This window comes from Bacteroides sp. PHL 2737, assembly GCF_004115325.2.
Taxonomy (GTDB): Bacteria; Bacteroidota; Bacteroidia; order Bacteroidales; family Bacteroidaceae; genus Bacteroides; species Bacteroides hominis.
Window position 1 is genome coordinate 2,883,274 of sequence record NZ_CP040630.1, and the last position, 19,190, is coordinate 2,902,463.

At 44.0% G+C, this 19,190-nt stretch carries 16 protein-coding genes and 2 pseudogenes; 8 read left to right on the top strand and 10 right to left on the bottom strand.

Translation table 11 applies throughout. The annotated features are described in order from the left end of the window. Positions 1 to 88 precede the first annotated feature (88 nt). Entirely contained in the window at positions 89 to 637 is a 549-nt protein-coding gene (locus DBK98_RS11750; RefSeq protein ID WP_005809102.1) for a hypothetical protein, read from the bottom strand. A gap of 202 nt (positions 638 to 839) precedes the next feature. Here DBK98_RS11750 and lpdA point away from each other — a divergent pair, with 202 nt between their 5' ends. Next, the gene (gene lpdA, locus DBK98_RS11755) at positions 840 to 2,189 is read left to right on the top strand and encodes a dihydrolipoyl dehydrogenase (protein WP_005809100.1); all 1,350 of its coding nucleotides are present in this window, start codon (positions 840 to 842) and stop codon (positions 2,187 to 2,189) included. Next, positions 2,189 to 2,890 (top strand): lipoate--protein ligase family protein, encoded by a 702-nt coding sequence (locus DBK98_RS11760; RefSeq protein ID WP_005809098.1) that lies wholly within the window; start codon positions 2,189 to 2,191, stop codon positions 2,888 to 2,890. The genes lpdA and DBK98_RS11760 overlap by 1 nt, the downstream gene beginning before the upstream one ends. Before the next feature lie 25 nt (positions 2,891 to 2,915). Here the strand turns inward: DBK98_RS11760 and DBK98_RS11765 are convergent, their stop codons facing one another. Then, complete coding sequence (locus DBK98_RS11765; protein WP_005809096.1) at positions 2,916 to 5,360, bottom strand: PAS domain-containing hybrid sensor histidine kinase/response regulator; 2,445 nt, start codon at positions 5,358 to 5,360, stop codon at positions 2,916 to 2,918. 352 nt (positions 5,361 to 5,712) lie between these two features. On the opposite strand from DBK98_RS11765, the pseudogene DBK98_RS23625 reads away from it, so the two are divergent. The 4 genes and pseudogenes from DBK98_RS23625 to DBK98_RS11780 all read left to right on the top strand — a co-directional run. Then, positions 5,713 to 5,859, top strand: a pseudogene (locus tag DBK98_RS23625) (biotin/lipoyl-containing protein); the annotation flags it as partial. 201 nt (positions 5,860 to 6,060) lie between these two features. After that, positions 6,061 to 7,050, top strand: a pseudogene (locus DBK98_RS11770) (dihydrolipoamide acetyltransferase family protein); the annotation flags it as partial. Positions 7,051 to 7,082: 32 nt separating this feature from the next. Next, positions 7,083 to 9,119, top strand: coding sequence for a thiamine pyrophosphate-dependent enzyme (locus DBK98_RS11775; RefSeq protein ID WP_005809093.1), 2,037 nt, complete (start codon positions 7,083 to 7,085; stop codon positions 9,117 to 9,119). 16 nt (positions 9,120 to 9,135) lie between these two features. After that, positions 9,136 to 9,645: a flavodoxin gene (locus DBK98_RS11780; protein WP_005809092.1), complete on the top strand. Its 510-nt coding sequence runs from the start codon at positions 9,136 to 9,138 to the stop codon at positions 9,643 to 9,645. A gap of 168 nt (positions 9,646 to 9,813) precedes the next feature. On the opposite strand, the gene prmA is transcribed toward DBK98_RS11780, so the two are convergent. Next, positions 9,814 to 10,656, bottom strand: a complete 843-nt coding sequence (prmA, locus tag DBK98_RS11785; RefSeq protein ID WP_005776412.1) for a 50S ribosomal protein L11 methyltransferase — start codon at positions 10,654 to 10,656, stop codon at positions 9,814 to 9,816. A 210-nt stretch (positions 10,657 to 10,866) separates the two neighbouring features. Here prmA and DBK98_RS11790 point away from each other — a divergent pair, with 210 nt between their 5' ends. Both DBK98_RS11790 and DBK98_RS11795 read left to right on the top strand, forming a co-directional pair. After that, a complete protein-coding gene (locus DBK98_RS11790; protein WP_005809090.1) occupies positions 10,867 to 12,210 on the top strand; it encodes a hypothetical protein in 1,344 nt (447 codons plus the stop codon). 34 nt (positions 12,211 to 12,244) lie between these two features. Then, positions 12,245 to 13,915, top strand: a complete 1,671-nt coding sequence (locus DBK98_RS11795; protein ID WP_005809088.1) for an OmpP1/FadL family transporter — start codon at positions 12,245 to 12,247, stop codon at positions 13,913 to 13,915. An 88-nt stretch (positions 13,916 to 14,003) separates the two neighbouring features. Here DBK98_RS11795 and DBK98_RS11800 read toward each other — a convergent pair whose 3' ends face one another. The 7 genes from DBK98_RS11800 to DBK98_RS11830 form a co-directional block, all read right to left on the bottom strand. Beyond that, complete coding sequence (locus DBK98_RS11800; protein ID WP_005809086.1) at positions 14,004 to 14,471, bottom strand: nucleoside deaminase; 468 nt, start codon at positions 14,469 to 14,471, stop codon at positions 14,004 to 14,006. A 165-nt stretch (positions 14,472 to 14,636) separates the two neighbouring features. After that, a complete protein-coding gene (locus tag DBK98_RS11805; RefSeq protein WP_005809084.1) occupies positions 14,637 to 15,530 on the bottom strand; it encodes a hypothetical protein in 894 nt (297 codons plus the stop codon). A gap of 13 nt (positions 15,531 to 15,543) precedes the next feature. Beyond that, complete coding sequence (locus DBK98_RS11810) at positions 15,544 to 15,993, bottom strand: DUF6108 family protein (protein ID WP_005809082.1); 450 nt, start codon at positions 15,991 to 15,993, stop codon at positions 15,544 to 15,546. 28 nt (positions 15,994 to 16,021) lie between these two features. Beyond that, complete coding sequence (locus tag DBK98_RS11815; RefSeq protein WP_005809079.1) at positions 16,022 to 16,447, bottom strand: hypothetical protein; 426 nt, start codon at positions 16,445 to 16,447, stop codon at positions 16,022 to 16,024. Continuing rightward, entirely contained in the window at positions 16,444 to 16,965 is a 522-nt protein-coding gene (locus tag DBK98_RS11820; protein ID WP_005809078.1) for an RNA polymerase sigma factor, read from the bottom strand. Before DBK98_RS11820 ends, DBK98_RS11815 begins: the two co-directional genes overlap by 4 nt. A gap of 212 nt (positions 16,966 to 17,177) precedes the next feature. After that, positions 17,178 to 18,164, bottom strand: coding sequence for a Gfo/Idh/MocA family protein (locus tag DBK98_RS11825; protein WP_005809077.1), 987 nt, complete (start codon positions 18,162 to 18,164; stop codon positions 17,178 to 17,180). A 194-nt stretch (positions 18,165 to 18,358) separates the two neighbouring features. Then, entirely contained in the window at positions 18,359 to 19,183 is an 825-nt protein-coding gene (locus DBK98_RS11830; protein ID WP_005809076.1) for a transporter substrate-binding domain-containing protein, read from the bottom strand. Between the last annotated feature and the right edge of the window lie 7 nt (positions 19,184 to 19,190).

A 19,190-nucleotide genomic window follows, 5' to 3' on the forward strand; every position in this document is an offset into this window, starting at 1 on the left:
GTAAAACTACTTCTATCTAATTATTTTGAGAAGAGATATTCCTATTCTTTGGTGGTCTGCCAAAGATTTTTCTGTGGTCTGCCATCACTTATTGATCGCATTTCAACAGGGCTTGCCTATAAATAATTTTTCTATTTGGAATATCATAAATCTCGGTGACCGAACCCTTCTTTTTACCCTGTTCTGATATATATTTATCCAGCGCAGGATATACTTTGATAAAACCAATAAATATGGAAAGCCCGTTTTTGAGTGGAAGTTCAGCTGTTGCATAGTCTTCTGACGGTAGAACTTTTATTTTGTACATGCATTCGTTGATAGACAAACGGTTAGTGTCTTTAGACTCAATGATGCAACCGATTTCCGAACGTAGCTTATCCTTGGCTATTTCTTTCGGATTATCATAAAAGATACCTATGCCTCTGTTGGCTTCTATTTTAAGTTTGTGCAACAAGTAATAATAGATCTTGTTGGTTATTGCTTTAGTCTGTTTATAGTCGCCTGTTACTTCTTGGTAGACAATAGTTTCTCCACCGGACTTTTGGGTACTTACTTTAATCTCGGAGAATCCGCCCAAGTAAGCATAGAGCCCCAGCAATAATACTAAAAGGATTATGATTAACATCAACAGTGTCATTTCTTCTTTTTATTAATGATAATGTTATGACCATTTTTAATGGATGCTGCAAAAGTACATATTTCCTTCTTATGTTTATGGTAAAAAAGCGACTTGTTACTTTTGTTCTCCTTCTTCATATGAAAGATACAGGATCAACTTAAAACTAAGCTCTATCCTTTTTTGTTGTTAATAGTAGGAATAACTTAAAAATTATACGATTATGAAATATGATATAGCTATCATTGGCGGGGGACCCGCTGGATATACCGCTGCCGAGCGGGCAGGAGCAAACGGATTACGTGCCGTTTTGTTTGAGAAAAAAGCAATGGGTGGCGTGTGTCTCAATGAAGGATGTATTCCTACGAAGGCATTACTCTATTCTGCCAAGATACTTGATAGCATCAAGATTGCCCCGAAATATGGTGTCTCTGTAGATAGTGCTCCCACATTTGATATGGAAAAAATGATTAACCGGAAAAATAAGACGGTACAGAAACTGACGGGTGGGGTAAGAATGACGGTGAACTCTTACGGAGTGACCATTATAGATAAAGAAGCGGTGATAGAAGGTGAGGGTGAAAATGGCTTCCGCATCCATTGTGACGGAGATGTTTACGAGGCGACCTATCTGATGGTTTGTACAGGATCGGATACAGTGATTCCTCCTATAAAGGGGCTTTCGGATATAGATTACTGGACTTCGCGTGAAGCATTGGACAGTACCGTTCTTCCCTCTTCACTTGCCATTATCGGTGGGGGAGTAATCGGAATGGAATTTGCCTCATTCTTTAACAGTATGGGCGTCAGGGTACGGGTTATTGAGATGATGCCGGAAATTCTCGGGGCAATGGATAAAGAAACCAGTGCCATGTTGCGTGGAGACTATACAAAGAAAGGTATAAACTTCTATTTGAATACAAAAGTAACAGAAGTGAGTGATAAAGGGGTGACAGTGGAGAAGGATGGAAAGAGCTCGTTTATTGAAGCCGACCGGATATTGGTAAGTGTAGGTCGGAAAGCTAATATCACTCAGGTAGGATTGGATAAACTGAATATCGAATTACACCGGAACGGTGTAGTAGTGGATGAACATATGTTGACCTCTCATCCACGTGTATATGCTTGTGGTGATATTACCGGTTATTCACTGTTGGCACATACCGCTATCCGTGAGGCAGAGGTGGCTGTTAACCATATTTTGGGTATAGATGATTCAATGAATTATAATTGTGTTCCCGGTGTGGTTTATACTAATCCTGAACTTGCCGGCGTTGGTAAAACAGAGGAAGAATTGATGGCTAAGGGTATTTACTATCGGATACAGAAGCTCCCAATGGCTTATTCGGGACGTTTTGTTGCCGAGAATGAATTAGGTAACGGACTCTGCAAATTGATTATCGATCATAATGATCGAATTATCGGTTGTCACATGCTGGGTAATCCGGCTTCGGAAATTATTGTCGTGGCGGGCATTGCTATCCAACGGGGCTATACGGTCGATGAATTCAGAAAGAGTGTTTTCCCACACCCGACAGTTGGTGAGATTTATCACGAAACACTGTTTGCCTGATGCGTTTCATCAACAGTCTTTCAACGGATGCCGGTTTTAACTTGGCAGCTGAGGAGTATTTGCTGAAACAGGGTACGGAAGATGTATTCATGCTTTGGCAAAGTGCTCCTTCCATAATTATCGGTAAGCATCAACGGATGGAAGCGGAAGTAAATTTAACGGTAGCAGGTGAAAAACAGATCCCTGTATTCCGCCGTTTTTCCGGTGGTGGCGCAGTATATCACGATCTGGGTAATATCAATCTTACATTTATTGAGACTACCCGCCTGGCACGTTTTGAGACTTATCTGGAGAAAACGATTACAATGCTGAGTGCTGCCGGAGTGGCAGCGACGGGTGATGAACGGTTGGGTATTTATGTCGGTGGGCGAAAGGTTTCGGGCAGTGCGCAATGCGTACATCGCAATCGTGCGATGTATCATTGCACATTGCTGTATGATACGGATTTGAAACTGCTGAATACACTGCTTGCCGTAGCCCCGTCAGAGGAAAATATCAGATTACATCCTTCTGTACGTTCGGTCCGTAGTGAGGTGACGAATCTGAAAGAGTATTTTTATCCGGCTATACCTACAGATAGGTTCCGGAATTGGATTTTCAGATATTTTGCAGAAACATCCGTCTCCGAGGGATTCAACAAGGCAGAACAAACAGTCATTAAAGAGTTGCGTAGGAACAAATACAATGCACTTGATGAATAATCATAGGATGGCCTGCAATATGATGTTAATCAAGATATTCGTGTAAAGTCTTTAGCAGAAGTTCCTTGTTTACCGGTTTTACGATATATGCGTTACAACCGGCTTCAAGTGCTGCTTCTTTGTCCGAGTTGAATGCATGTGCTGTTAAGGCGATAATGGGTAGGCTTTCATTTGTTCTTCTTATCCTTCGTGTAGCTTCCAGCCCATCAAGATGTGGCATTTTCATATCCATTAATATCAGGTCAAACTGTTCTGCCTTTGCTTTTTCTACAGCTTCGATTCCGTCCATTGCCCGATGGAGGCTATAGTTGGTGTGTTTTAATAAGGCGGTTATCAGCCGGTAGTTGCTATCGATATCTTCAGCTACCAATATTTTCTTTGGCTGGGGATCTGTCAGATCATTGAATCCGGCTGATGGTTTCTGTATAGCTCTGGATGAAGAGTCGGAGTCCGAAACTTCGATAATGTCAGTCTCTTTTGTGTCAGGTTCGCAGAACTCACATGGAATCCATGACCAGAAAGTAGATCCTACACCTTCTTTTGTCTCAAAACCTAATCGTCCACCACAGGCTTCGGTAATTGCCTTACAAATAGAAAGACCTAATCCTGTACCTTGTGCAAATTCGTCTAATTTCTCAAAGCGGTGATACACACGGGGTTTATTCTCTTCCGAAATGCCAATACCTGTATCTGACACATAGAAGCGGAGCCCTCCGTCACAACGTTCATATCCCATGCGGATAGTTCCTTTGGGAGTATATTTGATTGCATTCGTCGTGTAATTCAGCACCACTTGTGCCATTCGTTTGCTATCTAATTGTACGATACAGTGTTCGTATGGATTTTCGCAGATTAGTTTCACGTCCGGATTTGTCATTCGTTGTTGTGCCGAGTGATATAGCTCATTGAAGTAGATTGCCAAGTCGAGTTTATCTATCTTCCGGTCTACAAATCCGGCTTCAATTTTCGATAAGTCAAGTATGTCGTTAATCAAGCGCAACAGCAAGTCCGTATTTGTAGTGATAATCCGGTTAAATTCCATTTTTTCTTCTTGACTTTCAGTATTCATCAGCAAGCTTGAGAAGCCGACTATGGCATTGAGCGGTGTCCGTATTTCGTGGCTGATATTTGCCAGGAATGCCGATTTTAATTTGTCCGATTGTTCTGCACGTTCTTTGGCTTCACTTAGTTCTGAGATCAGGCGTTCGCGTTCCGAAACATCGTTAAGCCGGAGCACTACACCTTCTACCTTATCATGGCTGTTAAAAATAGGTGTAGCATAGGATTCTATCAGCCGGTTATTCAAATTGAGGACATGTCGTTCTGTTTGCCGGGAAAGCATTGCTTTTTGCATTACACAATCTTCGCAGGGAGTATTGCGACCGTATGTGGATTGATAGCAGAATGTTCCTTTCTTATAAGCTTCGTTTGAGATGCTGGTGGAGCAGGTGCCCAGGTTAGTCCATTGTACTATATGGTCAGTTGAGATATAAACCAGACCGGAATTACTGTTATTGAGTATCAGTTCGTTCTGTTGATTGGCTTTCAGGAGCGCGTCATTCAGTTTTTTCCATGACGAGATGTTACGACGGAAGCCGGTATAAACCAATACTTTTCCATTTTTATCTTTCAGAAAGGGAGTACCGCTTATGATACAGTCCTGCCAGTCGGGATCGTATGCTGTTTTCACCCGTATGGGGATCTCATAAGAAAAATCCTTTCCTTCATCCATTGCATTGATATATTCGCGGACATTGGCAAGGTCTTCGAGATGATGCATTGCGCTAATATATTCTTCGGTTGGCATCAATGCATCATTGTTATAATTGGTCACCGGATCGTTATAGGATGAAAACAAACGACTCCGGTTGTCATATCGCCAGAGTACCAGGTTTGAAGCCTGTATAGCTTCATGAGATAGCCGGATGCTTTCTTCCAGTTGCTTTGCTTGTTCATACTCTTTGGTAATGTCATTCATGATAAAAACGTAATTCTGCATTTTACCATAAGAGTCGAATACCGGTGTACCGTTACAGCTGATACGTTTTATTTCATTACTGCGGTTAGTGTTGTAGAAACCTGTATTATTCACGATAGAGAAATCATAAGGAAAGTCTATTTGTATTTTCTTCTGGTGCTGAAAAGCTTCTTTCACAGCCAGTGGAATGACGGGGTTTTTCATGATTGGTATGGAGCCAAGTAACTCTTTTTTATCGGTTACTCCGAAGATTTTGCAACTACGTTCATTCAATCCTATCAGAACTCCTTCTTTGGAATATACTTCTACACCAACAGGAAGATCACCTAAAATCGCTTCGGTACGTAGGTTTTGCAGTTTTAGTGTTTCGTAAGCATCTTGCAGTGCGTTTGCCGTACTTCGTCGGTGCCTTGACATCCGGATCAGAATGACTGATAAGATAATGACGGCACAAGATGTCAGGAGAAGCAGAAGAGTTAATAAATATGTCATATCCTTGTTACTGATTTTAGTGAAAAACGTTACAGTTTAAAAACAAGTATACAAAAATACGTAATTTTTCATTAAAGCAGTATCTTGGAAACGCTTTTTTGAGCAGTACAACCTATTATTTTTGAATTTCACTTTAAAATATTCCAAAATGTTCGCTAAGAACATTTTTGTATAATCGCCCGGTGAATTTCAGGGGGAGTGATGGGGGCTTTATCAGTTACTTGGCAATCTTCTTTTTTCAAGCTATTACTTAAAAAAAACACTAACTTAAAACATTCTTTTTCAAAATCTTGTTCTACTTAAACAAGTGAAAGAATAAATAATTGTATGTATGGCAAGATTCGAAATAAAAATGCCCAAACTGGGCGAAAGTATTACCGAAGGAACCATTCTGTCATGGTCGGTACAAGTGGGTGACAGGATCAATGAAGATGATGTGCTTTTTGAAGTAAACACCGCTAAGGTGAGTGCGGAGATCCCTTCTCCCGTTTCCGGAAAGGTGGTGGAGATATTGTTTAAAGAAGGTGATACAGTGCCCGTGGGCACTGTAGTTGCTATTGTAGATATGGATGGAGAAGACTCCGTAGAAACATCGGAAACTGAAGGTTCCGCGGAAGATACATCTGTTTCCGAAGCGGCGGAAGTTTCAAGTGCCGCGTCTGCTCCGAATGTGAAAGCGGAAACTACTGTCTCGAAAGTAGAACGTTGGTACTCACCGGCGGTGCTCCTACTGGCACGGGAGGCAAAGATTCCCCAGGAAGAACTGGATGCGATCCCCGGGACAGGTTATGAAGGACGGTTAAGTAAAAAAGATATCCGTCATTATATTGAAATGAAAAAAGGTGCTCCGGTTGCCGATGCCCCTGTTGTGGTGTCTTCAGCGGTTAAGGTAAACACTCCTGCTTCTTCACCTGCGACTCCGGTTGCTGCTGAAATGCCAAAGAAACCTGTAGCTGTGGCTTCCCAGTCCCTCAGCCCCTCTGTTTCGGACGCATCGGTAGAGGTGAAAGAGATGGATCGTGTTCGTCGCATTATCGCCGACCATATGGTGATGTCGAAGAAAGTTTCTCCGCATGTGACCAACGTGGTTGAAGTCGATGTCACCCGGTTGGTTCGCTGGCGTGAAAAGAATAAGGATGCTTTCTTCCGTCGTGAAGGGGTGAAACTGACTTATATGCCTGCCATTGCTGAGGCTACGGCGCAGGCATTGGCTACCTATCCGCAAGTGAATGTGTCTGTGGATGGATATAACATTCTGTATAAGAAACATATTAATGTCGGCATTGCGGTTTCTCAGGATGACGGAAACCTGATTGTCCCTGTGATTCACGACGCTGATCGCCTGAATCTTAACGGACTTGCCGTAGCTATCGATTCGTTGGCGAAAAAGGCCCGGGTGAATAAGCTGATGCCCGATGATATTGACGGAGGTACGTTTACAATTACCAATTTCGGCACTTTTAAGATGTTGTTCGGTACGCCGATCATTAACCAGCCGCAGGTAGCAATACTTGGCGTGGGAGTTATCGAAAAAAAGCCGGCCGTAGTGGAGACTCCCGAAGGCGATGTGATTGCCATTCGTCATAAGATGTACTTGTCGCTCTCTTACGATCATCGGGTGGTGGATGGTTCGCTGGGAGGTAACTTCCTGCATTTCATTGCCGATTATCTGGAGAACTGGAAAGAGTGACTGCTGTGTGAAACTAACTAAAAAGATTGAAAATGAAGAAATATGATATAAAAACCACTGACGAACAGACCCTCCGCAAGTGGTATCATTTGATGACCCTGGGCCGCGCTCTCGATGAGAAAGCACCCGCCTATCTGCTGCAATCCCTTGGCTGGTCTTATCATGCTCCTTATGCCGGACATGACGGTATCCAGCTCGCTATAGGGCAGGTCTTTACCCTTGGTGAAGACTATCTTTTCCCTTACTACCGGGATATGCTTACGGTTCTTTCTGCCGGAATGACACCGGAGGAGCTGATTTTGAACGGAATTTCGAAAGCTACCGATCCGGGCAGTGCCGGACGTCATATGTCCAATCACTTTGCCAAACCGGAATGGCACATCGAGAATATCTCTTCTGCTACCGGCACACATGATCTTCATGCGGCAGGCGTGGGACGCGCCATGGTATATTATGGACATAAAGGTGTTGCGATCACTTCACACGGAGAGTCCGCCACTTCCGAAGGCTTTGTCTATGAAGCTATCAACGGTGCCAGTAACGAACGTCTTCCGGTGATCTTTGTGTTTCAGGACAACGGTTACGGCATTTCTGTTCCCAAAAAGGATCAGACAGCCAACCGTAAAGTGGCCGATAATTTCTCCGGTTTTAAGAATCTCCGTATCATCCATTGCAATGGGAAAGATGTGTTCGACTCGATGAATGCCATGACCGAAGCTCGTGAGTTTGCTATTGCCAATCGTACTCCGGTCATTGTCCATGCTAATTGTGTCCGTATCGGTTCGCACTCCAATTCGGATAAGCATACGCTTTATCGTGACGAAAACGAGTTGGCTTATGTGAAAGAGGCCGATCCGTTGATGAAATTCCGCCGCATGCTATTGCGCTATAAACGCCTGACAGAGGAAGATCTCCAGCAAATAGAGGCTGCCGCTAAAAAGGAACTTGCCGCAGCCAATCGTAAGGCCTTGGCTGCTCCCGATCCGAAACCGGAAAGTATTTATGATTTTGTACTTCCCGAACCTTATATCCCTCAAAAGTATAAAGACGGGCTTCCGGGACCTGTTGAAGGAGAGAAGAGTTTTATGGTGAATGCCATCAACGAAACTCTCAAAGAAGAGTTCCGTCGTAACCCCGATACATTTATCTGGGGACAGGACGTAGCCAATAAGGATAAAGGAGGTGTATTCAATGTAACCAAAGGTATGCAGCAAGAGTTTGGTGATGCACGTGTATTCAGTGCCCCGATTGCTGAAGACTATATTGTGGGAACCGCTAACGGTATGTGTCGCTTCGACCCTAAAATACATGTTGTTATCGAAGGAGCTGAGTTTGCCGACTATTTTTGGCCAGCCGTAGAACAGTACGTGGAGTGTACGCACGAGTATTGGCGTAGTAACGGTAAGTTTACTCCTAATATAACACTTCGTCTGGCTTCCGGTGGTTACATTGGCGGTGGATTGTATCATTCGCAGAACCTCGAAGGGGCTCTTACGACTTTACCCGGTGCCCGCATCGTTTGTCCGTCGTTTGCCGACGATGCTGCCGGATTACTCCGCACCAGTATGCGTTCCAAAGGTTTCACTCTTTATCTGGAGCCGAAAGCACTTTACAACTCAGTAGAGGCTGCTGCTGTTGTGCCCGAAGAATTTGAAGTTCCTTTTGGTAAAGCCCGTATCCGTCGTGAAGGAACCGACCTGACTGTAGTTACTTATGGGAATACGACTCATTTCTGCCTGAACGTAGCCGGACGTCTTGCTCAGGAGGGGTTGGGCAGTGTCGAAGTCATCGATCTCCGTTCGTTGATCCCATTGGATAAAGAGGCTATTTTTGCCTCTGTGCAGAAAACCGGTAAAGTATTGGTTGTACATGAAGATAAAGTCTTCTCCGGTTTCGGTGCTGAGATTGCCGCGCAGATTGCCGAAGAGATGTTCCGTTATCTGGATGCTCCGGTACAGCGTATTGGCTCCACCTTTACTCCGGTAGGTTTCAATCCGATATTGGAGCGTGCCATCCTGCCGAATGATGAAAAGATATATAAAGCAGCCAAGGAGTTGCTGGAATTTTAATTAAAAGCAAGCAATCATGAAAAAGATAGGAATATTTTATGCTGCCAAAGCTGATAAAACCTCTTGGGTAGCTGAAAAGATACAAAAGGAATTTGGTGCTTCCGCCGAGTCTGTGGCTATCGAAAATGCCTGGCAAAACGATTTTGAGGCTTATGACAACTTTATTGTCGGAGCTTCCACGTGGTTCGATGGTGAGTTGCCCACTTATTGGGACGAACTACTTCCCGAACTCCGTACTCTTCAGTTGAAAGGGAAGAAAGTTGCCATCTTCGGACTTGGCGACCAAGTGAAATATCCTGAAAACTTTGCCGATGGTATTGGTATTCTTGCCGAAGTATTTGAGAATGACGGAGCCACACTTGTTGGTTTCACCTCTATTGACGGATATAGTTTCGAACGCTCACGGTCTTTGCGGGATGACAAGTGGTGTGGACTGGTTATTGATATTGAAAATCAGTCGGAAATGACTGATAAACGAATAAAAGACTGGTGCAAACAGGTAAAAAAAGAGTTTGAGAGCCAATAAGGACCTTTCAAGAGTAACAAAGAACTTTATTCAGAGGTAAGCTACGCAAATCCCACTAATTTCTTTGATGGATACAAAATCAGAATATTTGTGGGATTTGCGTTTATTGCTATGTTTCCTGCTCTTTTAGATGATTGAGCACAGGATGAATGTTCAAAGGAACTTTAATTAGAGTACAAATTTTACTGCTGCCCACCGATTCTTTTCCTGATGGTGTACAAATGTAAATCCGTTCTTTTCCGCTTCCTGTCGGATGACCGGAATATCATCTACATAAAATCCGCTCATATATAGCTCCGATCCCGGGTGCATGCATGCTGCATACTGTTTCATGTCATTCAGTAAGATATTCCGGTTGATATTGGCTATTACTACATCGAATGGTCCTTTTCCTGCCAAAGCCGAAGCATCTCCCTGAGAAACGGCAATATCTGTCACTCCGTTCAGTTCGATGTTCTCTATCGAATTACGTACACACCATTCGTCAATATCGATGGCTGTACAAGGTTGAGCTCCCCGCATCCGTGCAAGGATGGCCAGGATTGAAGTTCCGCATCCCATATCCAGCAAGGACTTACCGGTTAGCTCACTATCTAACAGTTCACCGATAATCAGGCTGGTTGTTTCATGGTGACCCGTCCCGAAAGCCATCTGCGGATTGATCACGATGTCATATTCCGCTTTGGGCACGTCTTGATGGAATGTACTATGAATCACACAACGGTTTCCGATCACAATGGGCTGAAAGAAATTCTTTTCCCACTCTTCGTTCCAGTTTTTATCTTCAGCTTCGGTAAATACATAAGTAATTTCCGTATCCGGTATCGGGAAGTTTGCCAGTTCAGTTTTCAGCGTCTCTTCATTGTAGAGTGATTGTTGAATATAAGCAGTCAGTCCGCCTTCCCGTTCGACAAAACTTTCAAATCCGGCCTCACCCAACACGGCAGCCAGTACATCATTCACCGTTTCGGTGCAAGGATGGGTATCAAAAGTGAACTCAAAGTACTTCATAAGTGTTTTTTTTATTTGCAAAAGTACGATTTAAAGAGATAGAAACAAAGTAAACATTGTTTTTATCGGGTTGAGATTTGTTAAGTTAAAGAACGGCAAAATAGGGAAATCCCTATTATTGTTTGGGGAAAATCTATCCGGTAGCGTGAATACCTTGCTTATCTTTGTAACGTGAATAAAAAGATAAAGTAACCAATAAACCACGGAAATATGAAAAAGATTGTTTTATTATCGCTGTTTGCCCTGTGCCTTCCACTGGCTGTGATGGCACAAAGCAATAATGACGACCTTTATTTCGTGCCTTCTAAGGAGAAAAAGCAGGAAGCAGAAAAGACTCCTGTAAAGAAGGTACCGGAAAAAAGGACAGTCACCACGAATATTTATACGGCTCCGGGTACTACGGTAGTGGTTCAGGACCGTAAAGGAAACAAACGCGATATGCGTGATGTGGATGAGTATAACCGCCGTTACGATGCTAAAGATAATGAGTTCGCAATGGAGGACGATACATTATATGTAAAAGAAAAAGCTGTCTCCGATCCGGATGGTGAATGGGTGAACGGGTTCAATGGCTCACAGGATGACTACGAGTACGCCGAACGCATCATTCGTTTCCGTAATCCCCGTTTTGCGGTAAGCATTAGCAGCCCGCTTTACTGGGACATTGTTTATGGAGCTAATTCTTGGGATTGGAATGTTTATACAGACGGTTTCTATGCTTATGCGTTCCCAACGTTTACCAACCGCTTGTGGTGGGATTGGCGTTATAACTCTTATGGTCCCGGATGGGGCTGGGGATGGGGATGGTCTTCACCTTATTACGCCTGGGGAGGCTATTATCCTGGTTATTGGGGTGGCTACTGGGGTGGTTACTGGGGTGGTTACTGGGGCGGCTGGTATGGCGGCGGCTACTGGGGACATCACCATCATTATCATCCCGGATGGGGTGGTGGAGGCAGTTGGGCAGGAAGATACGATACTTATACCCGCCGTGGTTCGTCTGCTGTAAGAAGTAGCTATGGAAGTCCTTCAACTGTTCGTCGGTATGGTTCAGGTGCGGTTCGTTCCAATAGTGGTTCTGCTGTTCGTTCGTCCGGAACCTCCTCTTATAGCAGAGGACAAAATTCTGCCAGACGTGTGATTGGTACACGTGTAGTGGGAGAACGTCCGGGATCTACTACCCGTACAGATGCTTCTTCTTCACGCCGAAGCACTTATACGCGTCCAAGTAGTACACGCAGTAGTTCTTCTTACGAGGGTACTCGCGGTGGTGCTACTACCGGTTCTCCTTCTTACTCTGAGGGAGGCAGAAGGGCAAGTACTAGAAGTAGTTCTACTTATACCCGTGGCAGTTCGGCAACTCCTTCACGCAGTTATTCTAATGAAGGTACCACTCGTCGTTCGTACAACAGTACTCCTTCTCGCAGTAGCTCGTCTACGCGCAGTTATTCTTCACCATCCGGTAGCAGTTCACGTAGTTATTCTACTGGTGGCGGCGGTGGTTCTTCCCGTTCTTCCGGTGGAGGTGGCGGCTCTTCAAGAGGTAGAAGATAATAATGGAGATATTAACTTTAAAAGGCATTTGACGATGAAAAAAATAATAACTTTAGCAACTTTAGGGCTGCTGGTAGCAGCAGCCCCAATAGGTGCACAAACTGTGTACGATGCTGCCAAGATAACAGGAAAAGATCTGAATGGAACAGCCCGTTTTGTAGGAATGGGCGGTGCTATGGGGGCTTTGGGAGGTGATATCTCTACAATTGGAACTAACCCTGCGGGTATCGGTATTTATCGTAGCAATGATTTTATGACTTCTTTTGGCTTTTCTTCGTATGGGACCGAAAGTAAGTATTTGGGGAATAAATTAAGCTCGGATAAAATCCAAGGCTCTTTTGATAACCTGGGTTTTGTGTTTGCTACAAAAATAGGTAATGCAACTTCATTGCGTTATGTGAATTTTGGATTTAACTATCACAAGGCTAAGTCTTTTTATAAGAATATGAAGATGACAGGAGGACTTGGTAACAGTTCGCAGACCTATCAGATGGCCGAACAGGCAAGCGGTATATCAAAATGGGGAGATCATCCTTACGATGATCCGGAGATAGGATGGCTTTCCATATTGGGATATGACGGTTGGTTGATTAGTGATATTACAACTGATAAAATGAATGCAGCCGGCAAGCCTAATCCTCCGTATGTGGATAAAGATGGGAATCAAAGATATGACGTCAATGGTAAACCACTGTATACAACACCGGGCAATTATTATGGTATGTATGATGATGGTGTTGCCAACTTTAGCTCACAGGAACGTGGAGGAATCGATCAGTATGATTTTAATATTGCTTTCAATTTTAATGATCGGTTTTATCTGGGATTGACTATTGGAGCATATGCTGTTGATTATAGTAAGTACACTTATTATTCCGAAGCATATACAGGAGCACATGCACCACAGAATTACAACTTAAGAAGTTGGAATAAAGTAAGAGGTTCGGGCTTTGATGTAAAATTAGGTACAATTCTTCGTCCGTTCGAAGATTCTCCGTTCCGTATCGGTCTTGCTATCCATACTCCTACATTCTATAATTTGGATTATAAGACCAGTGCTTATTTGGAATCGGATGTGCTGAATGTTGAGACAGGGAAGATAGATCAGTGGTCTATAGATACAAGGGACAAGTTACCCGGAAATGGAGATATGGTACGTGAATTCCGGCTTCAGACTCCGTGGACTTACAATGTAAGTTTAGGATACACCGTGGGTACCAGTCTGGCATTAGGTGCTGAATATGAATATCAGGATTATTCAACGATGAAGTTCCGAGGACCGACCGGTTCAAGTTCAGAGTTTACGTTTGAAAATAGCACGAGACCTATGATGAAAGGTGTAAATACCCTCCGTCTTGGCCTTGAATATAAAGTGATTCCCCAATTTGCTTTGCGTGCCGGTTATAATTACTCTTCGGCAATTTTCCATGGAGATGCTTTCAAAGATATGCCTTTTTATTCTATCCAGACAGATACTGATTGGGCAAATACGAAAGCTTTGAGCAATTATACTTTGGGTATTGGATATCGTGGATCTATGTTCTATGCAGATTTGGCTTACAAATTCTCTGCATATAAAGAAGATTTCTATCCGTTCGTAAATAAGTATGAGGAGAACAACGCAACTACGGTACTGACACCGGAAACAACCAAAGTAACAAATACCCGTAGCCAGGTATTGTTAACTTTAGGTCTGCGTTTCTAAACAGATTCCCAAGCAATTAAATTATAACTTTTGTGTGTATAGAAATCCCCGAAGAACGATGCAGTGTTCTTCGGGGATTCTTGTTTTATCAGTACTCTATCTTATCTTCTTTCTTCATCCACTCCTCAAAAGCTTTGATTGCTTCGTCGTGAAGTAATATCTCGGATGGCAACTTCCTGTCCTCAGGTTTCAGTTCCAATTCATCGTAAATAAACGAGTCGTCGAATCCGATGTTTTTGGCATCTGTCTTGTTATTGCCATAGTACATCTTGTCTAATCGTGCCCAATAGATAGCACCCAGGCACATGGGACATGGTTCGCAAGAGGTGTAAATCTCGTAACCGCTCAGGTTAAAAGTTCCCAGTTTTGAGGCGGCAGCACGGATAGCGCTTACTTCTGCGTGAGCGGTGGGATCGCACGAAGCTGTTACACGGTTAACACCTGTGGCTACTATTTCTCCATTTTTTGTGATAACGGCTCCGAAAGGGCCTCCTCCGTTTGCTACATTTTCTTTGGAAAGCTCAATCGCTTTCCGCATTAGTTCTTCTTTGGTCATGTGATATAAAAAAATCTATCGTTGATATTGTTATCTGTTTTTTGCAAATATAAACAATAAGAACGATAGATTGTTCCTTCAAGTTAAGAAATCGGCCTATTCTTTACGGATTGACAGGTTACTTTCATCTGCCGGGATGCGGCGGCTGACCGCTGGGGGCTATTGTTACCAATACCAGCAGAGGCCGAAAGAATAAGGATAAAGTTCGGGGCCTTTCTTGTGTTCGAAGAGGCTGTAGGTAGAATAGCGCAAATAAACTCCGATATCGCCATAACCTGCCTGTGCTAAAAGGTTGATGCCTATCGGATGAACATTCAGGTTATTGCCTAAATTTTCTTTATGTCCGTTTACTTTCGCCTTTGACTTAACCCCGTGGCGGATTTCTGCCTCAAGTCCGGCTGAGAAGAATAGAGGACCGTGTCCGTTACTGTGGCTAAATCTTTTTTGCCATTCCAATGTTACCGGAATGCGGAAATAGAAATAGCGTAACCGGCTTTTGCTGTAAACTTCTTCATCTGGAATCCCCGGAACAATGTTTGTGATTCCATCGGTTTGTCTGAAAGCGTAGTTGCCACCCAGACGGAAGGAGCGATATCCCCAGCCTAAGCCTGTCGTTATGCCCCATTGGCGATCACGTGAGAGCGTCAGGGAACCTTGAAACAGGTTAAAACCAATTTCCCAAGACTTATTTGCATTGACGTCCAATCCGTTCGGAGTGTTGAAATTGATACCGTCGGAGAGCCGTGTGTATCCCATATAGATCCCGGCAATATGCGGTTCAAACCGATAATAGTTCTTTCTCTTAACAAAAGGCATGGTGAATGCTGTGCGGCGTTCGGTTGTTTGTCCGTCCGTATAGATTCCTTCGAATATCTGATCGTTCTCTATCGTATCACCGCGCGAAGACTGTTCGTAAAGTTTTACCTTTATTTTCCCCTCTTTTTCTTTAATCAGGATTTTGCGTCCGTTTACGTAAAGAGTCGTGTCTTGCGAAACGCTTTCTTGAGCCATTCCCGCCATCGGGATCAGCATAAACAGTAATAAATAAATGTGTTTCATACTCTTATAATGTTTAGTTTTTCTTCATAAATAACATGGTTACCAAATCATCTGCATCCAACTCGCCTTCGATGTAAATCAAGGTAGCCGAGCCTTTCTTGCCGGTTTTGAAGAGGATGAACCGGTTGACATCTTCTTTTAGTTGGGGTAACTGATAATAGCCGGACTGTATTTGTCCGCCTGCTACTACTTCCTTTACTTTCCTGGCCTTTCTCTTGTCGGCTTCCAGGCAGTTGAGAATATCGGGCAAAGCTTCTTCGACGTCTTTAAAAACAAGGCTTTTATAGAGAGTCATCTGATAGGTTTCCAGCATCTCATTGGATAACTCTACCATAGTCACTCCTTTCTGTTTGCCGTATTTCTGGAATACGGAAGCTATTTGCAGTCCCTGTTGTGCTCTTACCATGCCCGAGGCAACGGTGAGCAGCAGGACAATCCATGTGGTGCGAATGACTTTATTCATACATCGTTTCTTTTATTGTTTTCTTTTTTTATTCGGAGAATAGCGTGGCAAACACTTCCTCTTCGCTGATACTGACATCACGGAATGCTACCATGGCCTGTTCGCGCACCAGTCGGGTGTCGGTATAGCATTTTCCGTCGATGATTACATAATTTCCGGTAGAGGTGCTGAAATGTTGGTTGAGGCCGGCGATACCCAGCACAATCAACATTCCGGCAGCTATTCCGCTGAATATGTATAGCAGACGGCAGCGCAGAGGAACGGAAGTTTTCGGAACTCCGGAGCCGGCAATCTTGCTTTGCCGGTTCTCTTCGCTGAAGAAAGCAAACATCGGGCCATACATCTGCAGATGTTCCGGTACGATGCCCTGAGTGAAAAAACGGCGGAGCTCACGTTCTTCCTCACAGTTGGTTTCCCCTTCAAAATACTTGTTCAATAATTCTTCTATATTCATGCTTCGTTTCTCCTTTTTCTTTGTTGTATGGTTTGTAGGTAAATGTCTCTCACTTTTTTCCGTGCCCTGCTTAGGTTGCTGCGGATGGCTTCGGCACCGCATCCTGTTATCTCGGCGATTTCCTCGTTTTCATACTCTTCAACATCTTTCATCCTCAGGATGGTTTGTTGCAGAGGTGGTAGCGTGCCGATTATTTCGCGCATCAGGCGGAATTCGTCTTTCTCTTCCAGTAAGCGTTCGGGGGTGGCAGACGGACTGGCAGCTTGTACGCTGTCGAGCGATAGGTTGTCCATATGTTTTCCCCGCCAGATGTCCATACAGGTATGGTGCGTCATTGTCATGGCAAGTGCTTCAATGCTGTGGTACTCGTCCAGTTTCAGGCGGAGGTTCCATAGTTTCAGCATTACTTCTTGCACGGCATCTTCAGCATCCGAATGGTCATCGGTCAACTTCCGCGCATAATTAAGTAATTTGTTGCGGAGTGGAAGAACGGCTATTTTGAATTGTTTTAGTTCCATTTACATAAGCAAGACGGAAGAGGAAGGAAAACGTGACATGGAAAAGATAAAAAAAACGATGAACTAATTATCAGCGCTGAACGATCAATGATGAATGGTGCTTTAATAGGCCGAAAGCATAAGGAAAAAACAATCTCTATTGTTCATCAGTCATTGTTCACCGTTGATCGTTCAGCGTGGATGATTCATTCATCGTTCAAAACGTTTATCGTTTAGATCTTTCCAAGTATTTTATCCATGACCCAATTGGTAGTTGTGGCACTTTCGCCGTCACAGGAACAAGTCGATTTTCCAAGAAGATGGTCTACCACGGCTTGAATCAAAGGCTGCTGCACGTGTTCGGGGTTTTCTACAACTATTTCTTCACGTCCTCTTTCGGTGTGAAGGGCAATCGGGTCATAGGTGAATACGGAGAAACAGATCATGCCATTATCACCGATAATCTCAATGCGGTCTTCGCGAGCCGAATCATGGGCAACGAAGCACCATGAACCGCTTCCTACCAGACCGTTGTCGAACTGGAAACAAGCACTCAATGTATCTTCTGCTGGATAAAGTCCCCCACGGTTACTCTTATATCCGCTGGCTTCAAGAATACAACCGAACATTTCCTGTAGAAGATCGATCTGGTGGGGGGCAAGGTCATAAAAATATCCTCCTCCGGCAATGTCTGCCTGTACACGCCAAGGCAGGTTCTCTCTGTTGTAATCCAGGTCGCGTGGGGGTTGAGCGAAACGGATCTGTACGTTAATCACATTTCCGATAATTCCTTTGTCTACCAGTTCCTTGACTTTCATAAAGTAAGGCAGATAACGTCGGTAGTAAGCTACAAAGCAAGGCACTCCTGTCTCTTGAGAAATACGGTTGATACGGGCGCATTCTTCGTAAGTTTGTGCCATTGGCTTTTCGATATATACCGGTTTTCCGGCTTTCATGGACATGATGGCATAAGTGGCGTGTGAAGAGGGAGGAGTGGCTATGTATACGGCATTTACATCCGGGTCGTCAATCAGCTCCTGTGCATCGTCATACCACTTCGAAATGTTCCGTTCTTTGGCATAAGCTTTGGCCTTATTGCCGTCACGACTCATGACTGCTATGACTTTGGAACCTTCTACTTTCTGAAAGGCAGGTCCGCTTTTGTATTTGGTTACTTCTCCGCAACCAATGAATCCCCATTTTATAATCTTATCGCTCATATCTTTTTTATTTATCTATCCGCAAATATACTCAATTCTGCTGAAAGCGACGAATGATTTACAGTTATCATAATAGAGACTCTCTGTGCCCGTTTCTTAGTTAACATTCTCCGGTTGCACAACTCCGTATGCTACCAGTTGCGCAACTGGTAATCGTAGTCTTTAAATGAATTGGAAAGAAGGGGAGGGAGTTGTTACTGCTTTCCGTAGTATTTACGATAGATGGCCTGATATTCACCTTTCTTTCGGAAGCCGGACAGCCATGTATTCAGGCTGTCGAGCAGAGCAGGGGACTGCTTGCTGACTCCCCACGAGTAAAATTGGGTGAAACTGATGGCGGTATTAATATCGAGTTGAGGCAATGAATCTGCGGCCATCCGGGCTATACTCTCGTCGCATACGGCAAAATCGATATCTCCATGCGCAACCATTGCGATCAGTTGTTCGGAACCATATTTTGCTACTTCGTTTACGTAGATTGTATCACCTATTTCATTGCTGAGGTTGTGTATCCGAAGAATGGATGGAGAACCTTTTACGACGTTCAGTGTTTTGCCGGCCAGGTCGAGTTGGCTTCTGATGGCAAGCGAGTCGTTTTCTTCGGCTTTGCGTTGCACCAGGACTTGTTTGCTCAAGATAATGGGTGAGGTGAGGAGCAGGGAGTCTTTCAGTTCACTTGTTGTCGGTATACCATAAGCTACTACGTCATAGGTGCCATTGGCCAATCCTTCCAGCCGTTGGTTGAAACTCATCACCGGGGAGACCTGTACTTGCAAGCCCTTGTCACGGGCAAATGCCTCTATCAGTTCATAATGAAATCCCGAAACGGTATCTCCATCCACATAAAAACTGATGGAGTTATATTCCGTGGCGGCATGGAGGATGCCGCTTTCTTCGATCTCTGCGTAGTCGCGCGGATGTCCTTGCGGCTTCTCTTTACGAGGCCAGAATGTGACAACGAGGGCTGATATCAGTCCTAATACTACATATCTCAGATATTTAGGCTTCAATAGATTCATGGTAGCG